This window comes from Paracoccus sp. NFXS7 (assembly GCF_040148865.1).
GTDB lineage: Bacteria > Pseudomonadota > Alphaproteobacteria > Rhodobacterales > Rhodobacteraceae > Paracoccus > Paracoccus marcusii.
Map to the genome: position 1 here is coordinate 438471 of NZ_JAKEKV010000001.1, position 13921 is coordinate 452391.

Below are 13921 nucleotides of genomic sequence, written 5' to 3' on the forward strand. Positions count from 1 at the left end.
GGGCGGTCCCGCCGCCCCCCACCCACCTGATCGGAGAAACCTGATGCTGGGGTACATCCTGCGGCGCATTCTGGCCGTCATCCCGGTGATGCTGCTGGTCGCCGTCTTCGTCTTCCTGCTGCTGCGCCTGACGCCGGGCGACCCGGCCGCGATCATCGCGGGCGACATGGCGACCCCCGCCCAGTTGGAGCGCATCCGCGAGGCCATGGGCCTGAACGACCCGCTGCACATCCAGTTCGTGACCTGGGTCGGACAGCTGCTGCGGGGCGATCTGGGCGTTTCGCTGATCTCGAACACGCCGGTGGCCACGATGGTCGCCGACCGCATCGCGCCGACCCTGTCCATCGCGGTGCTGACCATCGTGATGTCGGTCGCGATCGCCGTGCCGATGGGCGTGCTGGCCGCGTGGAAGCATCGCAGCATGGCCGATTACGCGGTGATGACCTTCTCGGTCCTGGGGTTTTCGGTGCCGGTCTTCGTGATCGGATACCTGTTCATCCTGGTCTTCTCGCTGCAGCTGGGCTGGTTCCCGGTGCAGGGATACACGCCCCTGTCGTCGGGCCTGGGCGGGTTTCTGTCGAATGCCTTCCTGCCCGCGCTGACGCTGTCGACCATCTATGTCGCGCTGATCGCGCGCATGACGCGGGCCAACATGCTGGAGGTGCTGGGCGAGGACTATATCCGCACAGCCCGCGCCAAGGGGGCCCCGGAACGCACCGTCCTGTTCCGCCACGCGCTGAAGAACGCGGCCGTGCCGATCCTGACCGTGATCGGCACCGGTTTCGCCCTGCTGATCGGCGGCGTGGTGGTGACCGAGACCGTCTTCAACATTCCCGGCGTGGGCCGCCTGACGGTCGATGCGATCCTGGCGCGCGACTATCCGGTCATCCAGGCGATGATCCTGCTGACCAGCTTCCTCTATGTGCTGGTGAACCTGCTGATCGACCTCAGCTACAGCCTCTTTGACCCAAGGATCCGTTACTGATGGCACAGGTACCGCAACCGACCTCGGCGATGCAGCCGGTCCTGCGCGCGCTGCGCCTGCCGCATCTGGGCGCAGGCAGCAAGATCGCGGCGCTGGTGCTGGCCGTCATCGTCGTCCTGACGCTGCTGGCGGGCTGGATCGCGCCGCATGACCCGCTGGCGATGAACCCCATGGCCCGCCTGCAGGGCCCGATCGAGGGCCATCCCCTTGGCACCGACAATTTCGGCCGCGACATCTTCAGCCGCGTGCTGATCGGGGGACAGCTGTCGCTGATCATCGGCATCGCCACGGCGGTGGTGTCGGTCCTGCTGGGCCTGATCATCGGCATGATCGCAGGGTTCTTCCGCACGGCCGATGCGATCATCATGCGGGCGATGGACGCGCTTATGGCGATCCCCTCGATCCTGCTGGCCATCGCGCTGGTGGCTCTGAACGGCCCGTCGGTCGGATCGGTCATCGCCGCGATCACCATCCCAGAGATCCCCCGCGTCGTGCGCCTGGTCCGCGCCGTTGTCCTTTCCGCGCGCGAGGAGCCCTATGTCGAGGCCGCGATCGCGCTTGGCACACCGATGCGCAAGATCCTGGTGCGCCACCTGGTGCCGAACACCACCGCGCCCCTGATCGTGCAGGGCACCTACATCCTGGCCAGCGCCATCCTGACCGAGGCGATCCTGTCCTTCCTGGGCGCAGGCGTCAGCACCGAGACCCCCACCTGGGGCAACATCATGGCCGAGGGTCGGCTGTTCTTCCGCATCAAGCCGGAGCTGATCCTCTATCCCGGCATCGCGCTGTCGCTGTGCATCCTGTCGATCAACCTTCTGGGCGATGCGGCGCGCGACATGCTGGACCCGCGGCTGAAGAAAAGGGCAGGCTGATGCAGTTCAAGACACGCAATTTCGACGCGGCCGACGTGGTGCTGCAGGCCCGCGACCTGACCGTGACCCTGCCCGAGACGCCGGGAAACCCCGCGGTCCTGAAGGGCATCGACGTGACCATCCGCGCGGGCGAGACCGTCTGCTTGGTGGGCGAGTCCGGGTCGGGGAAATCCGTCACCTCGCTGGCGATCATGGGGCTGCTGCCCGACGCGCTGCGCGTCGCGGGGGGCACGATCCAGTTGCAGGGGCGCGACCTGCTGCCCCTGACACAGGCGCAGATGCGCGACCTGCGCGCGGCCCGCGTCGCGATGATCTTCCAGGAGCCCATGACCGCACTGAACCCGGTCCTGCGCGTAGGCGACCAGATCATGGAGGTGATGGAGCTGCACACCGACCTGCCCGCCGCGGAACGCCGCCGTCGCGCCGTGGCGATCATGGAGCAGGTCCATCTGCCCGATGTCGAACGCATCTTTCGCAGCTATCCGCATCAGCTGTCGGGCGGCCAGCGCCAGCGGATCATGATCGCGATGGCGCTGGTTCTGGAACCCGTCCTGCTGATCGCGGACGAACCCACGACCGCGCTGGACGTGACCACGCAAAAGCAGATCCTGGCGCTGATCGACGAATTGCAGAAGGGCCACGGCACGGCGGTGCTGTTCATCACCCATGACATGGGCGTCGTCGCCGAGATCGCCGACACCGTCTATGTCATGAAGCAGGGCGAGATCGTCGAACATGGCGCGGTCGAGACGCTGCTGCGCAGCCCGCAGGCGGACTATACCCGCAAGCTGCTGAAGGCCGTGCCCAGCCTGTCGCCTCGGGAAGCCCGGCCTCAGGCGGCGGATGCCGTCCTGCGGGTCGAGCGGCTGAACAAGATCTATGGCGGCGGCGGCATCCTGCGCAAGCTTCCGCAGGCGCATGCCGCCCGCGACGTGACCTTTGCCCTGTCGCGTGGCCGTACCCTGGGGATCGTCGGCGAAAGCGGGTCCGGCAAGTCCACCGTCGCGCGCTGCATCATGCGGCTGATCGACCCCAGTTCGGGGCGCATCCTGCTGGATGATGCCGACATCGCGAACCTTTCGCGCGGCGCGTTGCGCCCGCACCGCCAGAAGCTGCAGGTGGTGTTCCAGGACCCGATGCGGTCGCTGAACCCCCGCTGGACCATCGGCGAGAGCCTGATCGAAGGGCCATTAAACTATGGCACCAGCCGTGCGGACGCGATGGCCGAGGCCGCGCGCCTGATGGGCGTCGTGGGCCTGCCCGCCGACGCGCTGGCACGCTATCCGCACCAGTTCTCGGGCGGGCAGCGGCAGCGGATCGCGATCGCCCGCGCGGTGATGATGCGCCCCGACGTGCTGGTGGCCGACGAGGCCGTGTCGGCGCTGGACGTGTCGGTGCAGGCGCAGGTGCTGGACCTTCTGGACCAGCTGCAGCGCGACCTGGGCATCGCCATCGTCTTCATCACCCACGATCTGCGCGTCGCCGCCCAGATCTGCGACGAGGTGATCGTCATGCAACGCGGCGCCGTCGTGGAACACGGCCCCGCGGCCCAGGTGCTGGCCGCGCCCGCCCATCCCTATACCCGCGCCCTGATCGAGGCCGCCCCCGGCCGGTCATGGGACTTCCAGAACTTCCGTGCCATGCCAGAGGTGAGACATGCCGAACCTGCCTGAGATCGACGCCGCCGTCCCGGAACTGACCGAGATCTTCCGTGACCTGCACGCGCACCCGGAGATCGGCATGGAGGAGGTCCGCACCAGCGCGGTCGTCGCGGCCAAGCTGCGCGAATGGGGCGTGGACGAGGTCCACGAGGGCGTGGGCCGGACCGGCGTCGTGGGCATCGTGCATGGCCGGGGCCAGGGCAACCGCCGCATCGGCCTGCGCGCCGACATGGACGCGCTGCCGATTCAGGAGGCGACGGGGCTGCCCCATGCCTCGACCCAGGCCGGCAAGATGCATGCCTGCGGCCATGACGGGCACACGACGATGCTGTTGGGGGCCGCGCAGTATCTGGCGCGGACGCGCAATTTCGACGGCACCGCGGTCCTGATCTTCCAGCCCGCCGAGGAGGGTCTGGGCGGCGCCCGCGCCATGATCGCGGACGGGCTGTTCCAGCGGTTCCCGGTCGACGAGGTCTATGGCATGCACAACCAGCCGACCGGCCAGCCGGGCCGCGCGACGCTGTGCAAGGGGCCGGCCATGGCGGGGGCGTCCTTCTTCGACATCACCGTAACGGGCAAGGGTAGCCATGCCGCCATGCCGCAGCAGTCGCGCGACGCGCTGGTCGCGGCATCGGGGCTGGTGGGGCAGTTCCAGACGATCCTGGGCCGCAACGTCGCGCCGCTGGATCAGGCCGTGCTGTCGGTGACCCAGATCCATGCGGGCAGCGCCTACAACGTGGTGCCCGAAACCGCGACCCTGGCCGGCACGATCCGCTTCTTCCGCCCCGAGGTCCGCGACCTGATGCAGGCGCGGATGCGCGCCATCTGCGAGGGTGCCGCGCAGGCCTTCGACCTGCGGATCACCTGCGACTTCCGCGAGATCTTCGACGTGCTGGTGAACGATGCCGAGCTGTCGGACGCCTGGACCCAGGCCGCCGCCGACGTGCTGGGCGCAGACAATGTGCGCGACGATTCCCAGCCCTTCACCGGGTCCGAGGATTTCGCCGACATGCTGCAGCAGGTCCCCGGCGCCTATGGCAACGTGGGCCATGCGGGAACGGTGCCGCTGCACAATCCGGGCTTCGTACTGGACGAGGGCATCCTGCCCGTCGGCGCGTCGATCTATGCGCGGCTGATCGAACGCCGCCTGCCGGTGGCGGCATGAGCGCGTTGGATCTGCCCTTCGACGCGGAGGAGATGCTGACGGGCCTGCGCCCCTGGATCGAATGCGAAAGCCCTACCTGGGACGCCGCCGCCGTCAGCCGGATGATGGACCTGGCCGCGCGCGATCTGTCCGCGATCGGTGCCGCGGTCGAGACGGTGCCGGGCACCAAGGGCTTCGGCACCTCGATCCGCGCCACCTTTCCGCATGCCGATCAGGGCAAGCCGGGCATCTTGGTGTCGGGGCACATGGACACGGTCCATCCCCTGGGAACGCTGGAGAAGCTGCCCTTCCGCGTCCAGGACGGCAAGGCCTGGGGGCCAGGCATCATGGACATGAAGGGCGGCAATTACGTCTTTCTGGAGGCAATGCGCCAGATCGCGCGGGCCGGGCTGAGCACGCCCTTGCCGGTCACGTTCCTGTTCACCCCCGACGAGGAGGTCGGCACCCCCGCCACCCGCGGCCTGATCGAGGATGCCGCCCGCGGCCAGCGCGCCGTGCTGCTGCCCGAACCCGCGCTGCCCGACGGGGGCGCGGTGATCGGGCGATACGCCATCGCGCGGTTCGACCTGCTGACCCATGGCCGGCCCAGCCATGCGGGCTGGGCGCTGAAGGACGGGCGGTCGGCCATTGCCGCCATGGCTCGCCGCATCCTGGAGATCGAGGCGATGACCACCGAGGACTGCACCTTTTCGGTGGGCGTCATCCATGCCGGGCAATGGGTGAACTGCGTGGCCTCGGAATGCCGGGCCGAGGTCCTGTCCATGGCCAAGACCCAAGACGACCTGGACCGCGGCGTCGCGGCCATGCTGGCGCTGCAGGGCGAACGGGACGGTGTGGAGTTCACCGTCACCCGCGGCGTCACCCGCCCGGTCTGGGAGCCGCAGCCGGGCACGATGGCGCTGTATGATCTGGCGCGCGACCTGTCGGCGCAGATCGGGTTCGAGCTGTCCTCGGACCGGTCGGGCGGCGGGTCGGACGGCAACTTCACCGGCGCGATGGGCGTGCCCACGCTGGACAGCATCGGCGTGCGCGGCCGCGGCCTGCACACGCTGGACGAACATATCGAGATCGACAGCCTGCCCGAGCGCGCGCGCCTGGCCGCGGGCCTGCTGACCCGGATCATCTGAGGACCCCATGACCGCATATGCCGACCTGACCGCCGCCGCGATGACCGCGGCCTTTGCCGAGCGCAGCCTGTCCCCGGTCGAGGTGACCCGCGCCGTGCTGGAGCGCATCGACGCCTGCGAGCCGGTGCTGAACGCGATGTGGACCGTCGATCACGACCAGGCGCTGGAGGCCGCCCGCGCGTCCGAGGACCGCTGGCGGCGCGGCGCGCCGTTGACGGTGGGCGCCGTGTCGCTGGACGGCGTGCCCATCACCATCAAGGAGAACATCGCCACCCGCGGCATGCCCATGCCCCTGGGCACCGCCGTCAGTGACATGACGCCGCGCACCGAGGACGCTCCCCCCGCCGCCCGCATGCGCGAGGCGGGGGCAGTCTTTCTGGGTCGCACGACCATGCCCGATTTCGGGATGCTGTCCTCGGGCCTGTCCAGCTTTCACCGGCTGGCGCGCAATCCGTGGAACACCGCCATGAACCCCGGCGGTTCCAGCGCGGGGGCGGGAGCGGCAGGGGCTGCGGGCTATGGGCCGCTCCATCTGGGGACCGATATCGGCGGATCGATCCGGCTGCCCGCCGCGTGGTGCGGGCTGGTGGGGCTGAAGCCCAGCCTGGGGCGCGTGCCGATCGACCCGCCCTTCATGGGGCGCGCGGCGGGACCGATGACGCGGACCATCACCGATGCCGCGATGGCCATGGCGGTGCTGTCCCAGCCCGACGGGCGCGACCACATGTCCCTGCCACCCGCCACGATCGACTGGATGGACCTGGACCGCGACCTGAAAGGGCTGCGCGTCGGCCTGCTGATGGACGCCGGCTGCGGCATGGCGGTCGACCCGCAGGTCAGCGACGCCGTGACCGCCGCGGCGGCCCTGTTCGAACAGGCTGGTGCCGTCATCCGGCCCATCGATCCGTGGATGACCCCCGATCTGCTGCAGGGCCTGGATGATTTCTGGCGCACGCGGGCCGGGCTGGACGTGCTGGCGCTGTCGCCCGAACAGCGGGCCCGTATCCTGCCGCTGGTGCGGGAATGGGCAGAATCGGGTCTGGGCCGGTCCGGAGAGGACGTCTGGCGCAGCTATGGCGCCACGGTCGAGATCCGTCGTCGCACCACGCAGGCCATGGCTGATCTGGACCTGATCCTGTCGCCCATCTCTCCGAATGTCAGCTTTCCGGCGGATTGGGCCTATCCGGCCGACAATGACGTGACCCGCGCGATGCAGCATATCGGCTTTACCGCGCCCTTCAACATCGGCGAACAACCGGCGATCAGCGTGCCCTGCGGCCATGACCGGAACGGCGTGCCCATCGGGTTGCAGATCGCGGGCCGCCGGTTCGACGACCTGGGCGTGCTGCGCGCCGCGCGGGCGTGGGAACGGATCGCCCCGCCCGCACGCCCCTGGCCCGTGGTCACGGGCTAGTCGTGCGAGGGCTTGTCCTGCGGAAAAAACAGGGCCGCGGCTTCCGACAGATAGCTGTCGGCGAAACCGCCTTGGGCCAGCCCGTCCAGGGCTGCCCCGACGCCGTCTGCCGCGTCATGCGCGGCGCCCACGTCCCGCGACAGCTGCCGGTAATAGGACAGGTCCTTGGCCGCATTCGCGACCGAAAAGCGCATTCCCGACGTGTCCCCCGACAGCAGGAAAGGCGCGATCCGGTCCAGCGCGGCACCGTGCCCGCCGCCCTTGGACAGCACATCGACAAAGGTCGCGTCACGGATGCCCGCCTGCCGCGCACAGGCCGCGGCCTCGCTGATCAGGGTCGCGCAGCCGATCGAGACAAAGTTGTGCAGCAGCTTCAGCGTATGGCCCGCGCCGACGTCGCCCGCGTGAAAGATGTTCTCGGCGAACGTGCCCAGCAGGGGGCGCATGCGGTTGAACAGATCACCGTCCGCGCCCACCAGCAGGTTCAGGCGGCCTTCCTCGGCCTCCTTCGGGGTGCGGGTCATGGCCGCGTCCATGAATTCCCCGCCCGCCTCGCGCGTCAGCCCCGCCAGGCGCAGGGTCGATGCCGGGATCGCGGTCGAACAGTCGACGATCACGGTTCCCGGACGGATCGCGGCCAGCAGACCGCCCGCGCCCAGCAGCACCTCTTCGACCTGGGGGGTGCCGGACAGGCACAGGATGACCGCGCGGCATTCCGCCAGGGCCTCCAGCCTGTCGAGGCGGCGCGCGCCAAGCGCCGTCAGGTCACCGACCGGCTGGTTGCCGGGATGATCCAGAAACAGCAGCGGCCACCCCTTGGCCGCAATGTTTCGCGCGATGCCGTGGCCCATCAGACCCACGCCCACCATGCCGACCGTCATCTTGTCCATCGTCTCCTCCTGTCCTGCCGGGGGGCCAGCTTGGGCGCTGGCCGTCCGGGCCACAAGGTGACCGGACGCAATTTTTCCACCGACCACAGGACCGCAGCATGATCATCGACGATCTGACCCGCATCGACACCAGCCTGATCTTCGTAGATGGCCACTGGACCCGACCCCGGGGCGGCACCCTGCCGGTCGAGGATCCGTCGACCGGCGATGCCATCGGGGTGATCGGTCGCGGCACCCCGGCCGATGTCGATGCCGCCATCGCCGCCGCCCGCGCCGCCCTGGACGGCCCCTGGGGGGCGCTGACCGCCACCGACCGCGGGCGCATCCTGACGCGGATGTCCGCCCTGGTCCTGGACCGGGCCGAGGACCTTGCGATGATCGAGACGCTGGACGTGGGCAAGCCGCTGGACCAGTCACGCCGCGATTCGATGGCCCTGGCCCGCTATCTGGAGTTCTACGGCGGTGCGGCGGACAAGCTGATGGGCAGCACGATTCCCTATCAGCAGGGCTATACCGCCTATACCCTGCGCGAGCCGCATGGCGTTTGCGGGATCATCATCCCATGGAACTATCCCATGCAGATCCTGGGCCGGGCCGTCGCGGCGGCGCTTGCCGCGGGCAATGCCGTGGTGCTGAAGCCGGCTGAGGATGCGTCGCTCTCGGCCCTGGTCTTTGCGCAGATCGCCCATCAGGCGGGTCTGCCCCCCGGCGCGTTGAACGTCGTGACCGGCCTGGGGGCCGAGGTGGGCGCGGCACTGTCCGCACATCCGGGCGTGCATCATCTGTCCTTCACCGGCTCGGTCGGGACCGGGGCCGGCATTCAGCGCGCGGCGGCGGCCAACGCCGTGCCCGTGACGCTGGAACTGGGGGGCAAGTCGCCCCAGATCGTCTTTGACGACGCCGACCTGGACCGGGCGATCCCGGTTCTGGTCGGGGCCTGCATGCAGAATGCCGGGCAGACCTGTTCGGCCGCGTCGCGCGTCCTGGTGCAGGGCGGTGTCTATGACGAGGTGCGTCGCCGCATGTCCGACATCTTCAACGGGCTGGTGGCCGGACCGGCGCCCGACAGCCACGACCTGGGTCCGCTGGTGTCAGCGCGCCAGAGGCGACTGGTGCAGGATTTCATCGATCTTGGCACCCGCGAACTGACCTTGGCGGCGCAGGGGCGCCTGCATCGTGACGCGGCGCCCGGCGGCCATTTCGTGCGACCCACGCTGTTTGCGGACGTACCCCCCGATCACGCCTTGGCGCAGCAGGAGATCTTTGGCCCGGTGCAGGTCATGATGCCCTTTGTCGATGAGGCAGAGGCCCTTCGCATTGCCAATGGCACCGATTACGGGCTGGTCGCTGGCATCTGGACCCGCGACGGGGCGCGACAGCTGCGCCTGGCGGGCCGGCTGAACTGCGGCCAGGTCTTCATCAACAACTATGGCGCGGGGGGCGGGGTCGAGCTGCCCTTCGGCGGCATCGGCAAGTCGGGGCATGGACGCGAAAAGGGGTTCGAGGCGCTGTACGGCTTCACCCGCACAAAGACCATCGCGATCCACCACGGTTGAAAGGCGGTGCGCCATGCGCCCCGCCCTGGTGATCAGAACACCGTCACCTGTGTGCCGATCTCTGCGACCGCATACAGCTTTTCGACATGCTCGTTATAGAGGCCATAGCAGCCCGACGACGACCGCCGCCCGATCTTGCGCGTATCATGGGTGCCGTGGACCAGATAGGCCGGCCAGCCCAGGTACAGGCCGAACTTGCCCAACGGGTTTTCGGGCGCGCCCCCTTCGACCCGCTGCGGCAGGGTCGGATCCTTGACGCGCATGCTGGGCGTGGGCGTCCAGGGCGGGTTGGCGACCTTGCGCACGATCTCGGTCTGGCCGCGGCGGGTCAGTTCGTCTGTCATCGGGATCGCGCAGGGAAAGACGAAATGCACGCTTTCGTCACCCGACCAGAAATGCACCGCGCGCGAGGTCACGTCGGCCAGCAGAACCCCCTTGCCCAAGGACGGATAGAAATCCTGCCAATGCCGCGCGCGGAACGACGACTGGTTGCGCTGCGGTCCCGGGTTTTCCTGGCCATAGGCCATGGCGGGGATCAGGACGCCCGTCGCCGCAAGACCCTGAAGGAAGGTTCTTCGGTCGCCGAAGGGACGATTCGTGGACATGCTGCTGCCTCGTGCTTGTATTGGCCTTTTCAGCGACAATAGCCCCGCGCGTGCCTTCCCCCAAGCCCCCGCCGCAAGGTTGCCGGCCCACCCCGGAGATTCTGCAACAGATGCAGGGGAACGCGGCCGATCACGCCTGCGGCAACGGACCCGCGGGACGCACCGCCTGCAACAGCGCATTGAGCGCCGCCCGGCTGAGCGGCTTGACCAGCGACCGGTCCATCCCGGCCTGACGAAAGCTTGCAAGGTCCTCTGGCATGGCATGGGCCGTCAGGGCCACGATGGGGCAGTCGCGGTTGGGGCCGTCACCGGCACGAATGCACCGGGCCGCATCGATGCCGTTCATGCGGGGCATGCTGATATCCATCAGGATCAGGTCGAACCGGCGCTGTTGGGCGGCGGCGACGCCGGCAAGGCCATCCTCGGCCTCGGTCACGTCGCATCCTTGGCGGCGCAGCATCTCGCGGGCGACCAGACGGTTGATGGCATTGTCCTCGACCATCAGAATGCTGAGGCCGGGACAGTCCGGACTGGCCACCGCCTGCTGGGGCACCGTGTCGGGCGCAACGGGCGCAGGCTCCAGGGGCAGCGTGATCCGGAACGCGGCCCCCCTGCCCGGCTGGCTTGAGACCGTGATCTTTCCGCCCATGGCATCGACCAGGCCCTTGACGATGCTGAGGCCAAGTCCCGTCCCCTCGACCTTGCGGTCGAAGGTCGAACCCAAGGTGACGAACGCATCGAAGATCCTGTCCAGATCGCCTGCGGGGATGCCAATACCCGTATCGGTCACGCGCAACGTGACGTGTCCCGGTGGCCCCGACGTATCGACCAGCACGGTGATATGTCCGTTCTCGGTGAACTTGATGGCGTTGCCGACCAGGTTCACGACGATCTGTTCCAGCCGCGCCGCATCGCCCAGGACCGGCGCCATATCGTCGCCGGAATATACCGCCATCAATTGGTTGCCCGCCGCCTGTGCCTGCGTCTGCAGACCCAGGATCGCCGAATCGACCAAGCTGCGCAGGTCGACCGGGTTCCGGGCCAGAACCAACTGACCGCTGCGCGCCCGCGAGGTGTCCAGCACATCGTTGACATGGCCCAGCAGCATGCGGCCGGAATGCTCCATCGCGGCGACGTACTGGCGCTGGCGGTCGTCCAGTTCGGTCAGGCTCAGCAGGTCCAGCAAGCCCAGAATGCCGTTCAGGGGGGTCCGCATCTCATGGCTCATCACGGCGATCATGCGCGTCTTGGCCTGTTCGCCCGCGACGGCGCGGTCACGGGCCTCGATCAGTTCGGCCTCCTCGGCCGCGCGTCGGGACACGTCGCGCACAAAGGCGACCACCAGCGGTCCGTCCTCTCCTCGGGCGACCGACATGGACAGTTCGACCGGGATGATCCGGCCCGACTTGTGCCGGGCGGCGGTCTGCATGATATCGGGCCCGCCGGCGCGCGGGCGGGTGGTTCCGTCACGGACCCGGGCCAGAACCTCGCGCACCTTGGCACGCCGGTCGTGCGGGGTCAGCAGGTCGACGACATCGGCGCCCACGGCCTCGGCCCGGTCATATCCGTAGATGCGCTGTGCTGCGGCGTTGAAACCCAGGATCCGCCCATCGGGGCGCGCCACCAGGATTGCGTCGATCGACGCCTCGAACAGCGAATTCAGGCGATTGCTGACCGCGGCGATGCGTCGGTTTCGTTCGCCTGCGCTGCGCACCATCGCGGCCAGTACCACGACGCTGCCCGCCAGCACCATGAACAATGGAACGACCAGCAGCGACAGGGTGGTCAATGCGCGGGCCACACCCTCGCGGCGCAGCGCGGATTTTTCGGCGAAAAGCCGCACCCCCTCCAGCGACACCTGCCTGACCAGGGGCACGGCGGCGTCGACGATGGGCATGATCCGGGGCAGACCCGCGATCAGTCCCGCGTCATCGCCGTCGATCACCGGCACGGCGGCGTCCAGCCCGGACTGGATCGCCATCAGCGCGGTCGAGATGCCGGGTTCCGCGCGCAGGTGGTCATAGGTCCGCCCCTGCTGCAGCGTCTGGATGCGCGAATAGAAGATGTCGAACCGCTGCCGCAGATCTTGCGCCTGATCCGCGCCGGCACCGGGCGCGGCCAGCAGCAGCGCGGCACGCTGCAGGGCCAGAACCTCGACCTCGGACTGGGCCAGGAACCATTGGGTGTTGTCCGTGGCGGCGGTCCCCATCTCGTCGATCTGACGGCGCGCATCGACCTGCAGCAGCCAGACGACCAGCCCCAGGGCCAGGATCACGCAACCGAAGAAGGCGGGCATCATCCTGACCGCCCGCGCGATGCGCGGGGGATGCAGGTCGGTGCCCACCGCGTTGATCACCGCACGGCCTCGATCCGGACCAGCTGCCAGATGCTGCGGGCATAGGTCACCTCGGACTGCAGCGCAGGATCGGAGTCATAGGGATAGATGACCCAGAGCGGCCCCTTGTCGCGCACGGACATCGCCTGCCCGTCCTGCTGGAACGCGACAATGGGATAATCCGCCGTCACCTCGTCCACGGGAATCTGCACCGCGTAATCGTTGATCGCCACGGCCGAGACCGTGCCCTGATCGATGCCCGCATCGGTCAGGATCGCCTGCAGCGGAACCCCGGTGAAGGTCGGCTGCCCCTCCGTCCAGATGGTCGAGGTGGCAAAGCTGACCGGCCCAAACGCCTGAAGCGCCGCCTGGTCATAGGTCTGCGTACGGTCCGGGCCGACCACGGTCAGCAACGGATCGTCGGCCAACGCCGGACCTGCCAGCGCAAGCAAAAGGGAGAGGGCTGCGATCTTCATGGGACTGCCTTCGACAAGGTTGGTCGGGGTTGCGGTGTCGCTTGATCTTGACGCCCGCTGCGCCATTCTGGCAGCGAATCCTTTCTAAAATGCTATCGACCAACCAATGCCCTTTACTGGTATGGAAGTATGGTATAAATTTACAGGAAAGGGCCTGACATGATTCCGATCCGCGCTGCCACGACCGCCCAGCAGGTCCATGACTGGTTGTACCGCTGCGTCCTGCGCGGCGACCTGTTGCCGGGCACGCGCCTGTCGGAGACCGAGATCGCGGCCCAGGTCAACCTGTCGCGCCAACCCGTGCGCGAGGCCTTCATCCGGCTTGCCGCCGATGGCCTGGCCGAGGTGCTGCCCCAACGGGGCACCTATATCGGGCGCATCTCGATGCGGGCGGTGCTGTCGGCGCGCTTCATCCGCGAGGCGGTGGAAAGCGACCTGGCCCGCCATGTGGCCGCCACCCGCCCCGACCTGACCGCGATGGCCGCCGAACTGACCGTGCAGGAACGATGCGATGTCGAAGGCGACGTGCCGGGGTTCATCGAATCGGACGACCGGTTCCACCGGGCCATGGCCCTGGCGGCGGATCAGGGCGCCGTCTGGCAGGATCTGGAACGGCTCAAGGCCCAGATGAACCGCCTGCGGCACCTGTCGATGCGCGTCTTCGACCGCAGCCAGACCATCGCCCAGCACCGTGCCGTCCTGACCGCGCTGCAGGCCGGCGACGCCGATGGCGCCGAAGATGCCATCCGCACGCATCTGCGCCAGATGCTGACCGAACTGCCGCAGATGGCCGCGGCGCATCCCGACTATTTCACCGACTGAAAGGTCCCGA

At 68.5% G+C, this 13921-nt stretch carries 12 protein-coding genes; 8 read left to right on the plus strand and 4 right to left on the minus strand.

The window, feature by feature from the left end:
• Positions 1–43: 43 nt before the first annotated feature.
• From LZ686_RS02215 to LZ686_RS02240, 6 genes are read left to right on the plus strand one after another with little or no spacing between them, the layout of a single operon-like run.
• On the plus strand, positions 44–985 hold the full coding sequence (locus LZ686_RS02215) for an ABC transporter permease (protein ID WP_045981692.1): 942 nt from the start codon (positions 44–46) through the stop codon (positions 983–985).
• Complete coding sequence (locus LZ686_RS02220) at positions 985–1860, plus strand: ABC transporter permease (RefSeq protein ID WP_045998965.1); 876 nt, start codon at positions 985–987, stop codon at positions 1858–1860. The genes LZ686_RS02215 and LZ686_RS02220 overlap by 1 nt, the downstream gene beginning before the upstream one ends.
• Positions 1860–3533, plus strand: a complete 1674-nt coding sequence (locus LZ686_RS02225) for an ABC transporter ATP-binding protein (protein WP_349546858.1) — start codon at positions 1860–1862, stop codon at positions 3531–3533. Before LZ686_RS02220 ends, LZ686_RS02225 begins: the two co-directional genes overlap by 1 nt.
• Positions 3517–4686: a M20 aminoacylase family protein gene (locus tag LZ686_RS02230; RefSeq protein ID WP_349546859.1), complete on the plus strand. Its 1170-nt coding sequence runs from the start codon at positions 3517–3519 to the stop codon at positions 4684–4686. Before LZ686_RS02225 ends, LZ686_RS02230 begins: the two co-directional genes overlap by 17 nt.
• Positions 4683–5813 carry a M20/M25/M40 family metallo-hydrolase gene (locus LZ686_RS02235; protein ID WP_349546860.1) on the plus strand — a complete coding sequence of 377 codons (1131 nt, stop codon included), beginning with the start codon at positions 4683–4685 and terminating at the stop codon, positions 5811–5813. Before LZ686_RS02230 ends, LZ686_RS02235 begins: the two co-directional genes overlap by 4 nt.
• Positions 5814–5820: 7 nt before the next feature.
• Positions 5821–7227, plus strand: a complete 1407-nt coding sequence (locus LZ686_RS02240; protein WP_349546861.1) for an amidase — start codon at positions 5821–5823, stop codon at positions 7225–7227.
• On the opposite strand, the gene LZ686_RS02245 is transcribed toward LZ686_RS02240, so the two are convergent.
• A complete protein-coding gene (locus LZ686_RS02245) occupies positions 7224–8204 on the minus strand; it encodes an NAD(P)-dependent oxidoreductase (RefSeq protein ID WP_349546862.1) in 981 nt (326 codons plus the stop codon). The two genes, LZ686_RS02240 and LZ686_RS02245, sit on opposite strands and share 4 nt — an antisense overlap.
• 11 nt (positions 8205–8215) lie before the next feature.
• On the opposite strand from LZ686_RS02245, the gene LZ686_RS02250 reads away from it, so the two are divergent.
• On the plus strand, positions 8216–9673 hold the full coding sequence (locus tag LZ686_RS02250; RefSeq protein ID WP_349546863.1) for an aldehyde dehydrogenase family protein: 1458 nt from the start codon (positions 8216–8218) through the stop codon (positions 9671–9673).
• Positions 9674–9705: 32 nt separating this feature from the next.
• On the opposite strand, the gene LZ686_RS02255 is transcribed toward LZ686_RS02250, so the two are convergent.
• The 3 genes from LZ686_RS02255 to LZ686_RS02265 all read right to left on the minus strand — a co-directional run bounded on the left by LZ686_RS02255 (position 9706) and on the right by LZ686_RS02265 (position 13089).
• A complete protein-coding gene (locus LZ686_RS02255) occupies positions 9706–10278 on the minus strand; it encodes a L,D-transpeptidase (protein ID WP_045981684.1) in 573 nt (190 codons plus the stop codon).
• 130 nt (positions 10279–10408) lie between these two features.
• Entirely contained in the window at positions 10409–12634 is a 2226-nt protein-coding gene (locus LZ686_RS02260) for a hybrid sensor histidine kinase/response regulator (protein ID WP_349546864.1), read from the minus strand.
• Complete coding sequence (locus LZ686_RS02265) at positions 12631–13089, minus strand: putative pterin-binding protein (protein ID WP_349546865.1); 459 nt, start codon at positions 13087–13089, stop codon at positions 12631–12633. The genes LZ686_RS02260 and LZ686_RS02265 overlap by 4 nt, the downstream gene beginning before the upstream one ends.
• Before the next feature lie 159 nt (positions 13090–13248).
• Between LZ686_RS02265 and LZ686_RS02270 the strand changes: the two genes are divergently transcribed.
• Positions 13249–13911: a GntR family transcriptional regulator gene (locus LZ686_RS02270; protein WP_045998957.1), complete on the plus strand. Its 663-nt coding sequence runs from the start codon at positions 13249–13251 to the stop codon at positions 13909–13911.
• Positions 13912–13921 lie beyond the last annotated feature (10 nt).

What these genes read in the sequence shown, in the direction of transcription:
- LZ686_RS02215 (WP_045981692.1), top strand. Translation starts at nt 44, where the DNA reads ATGCTGGGGTACATCCTGCGGCGCATTCTGGCCGTCATCCCGGTGATG.
- LZ686_RS02220 (WP_045998965.1), top strand. Translation starts at nt 985, where the DNA reads ATGGCACAGGTACCGCAACCGACCTCGGCGATGCAGCCGGTCCTGCGC.
- LZ686_RS02225 (WP_349546858.1), top strand. Translation starts at nt 1,860, where the DNA reads ATGCAGTTCAAGACACGCAATTTCGACGCGGCCGACGTGGTGCTGCAG.
- LZ686_RS02230 (WP_349546859.1), top strand. Translation starts at nt 3,517, where the DNA reads ATGCCGAACCTGCCTGAGATCGACGCCGCCGTCCCGGAACTGACCGAG.
- LZ686_RS02235 (WP_349546860.1), top strand. Translation starts at nt 4,683, where the DNA reads ATGAGCGCGTTGGATCTGCCCTTCGACGCGGAGGAGATGCTGACGGGC.
- LZ686_RS02240 (WP_349546861.1), top strand. Translation starts at nt 5,821, where the DNA reads ATGACCGCATATGCCGACCTGACCGCCGCCGCGATGACCGCGGCCTTT.
- LZ686_RS02250 (WP_349546863.1), top strand. Translation starts at nt 8,216, where the DNA reads ATGATCATCGACGATCTGACCCGCATCGACACCAGCCTGATCTTCGTA.
- LZ686_RS02255 (WP_045981684.1), bottom strand. Translation starts at nt 10,278, where the DNA reads ATGTCCACGAATCGTCCCTTCGGCGACCGAAGAACCTTCCTTCAGGGT.
- LZ686_RS02265 (WP_349546865.1), bottom strand. Translation starts at nt 13,089, where the DNA reads ATGAAGATCGCAGCCCTCTCCCTTTTGCTTGCGCTGGCAGGTCCGGCG.
- LZ686_RS02270 (WP_045998957.1), top strand. Translation starts at nt 13,249, where the DNA reads ATGATTCCGATCCGCGCTGCCACGACCGCCCAGCAGGTCCATGACTGG.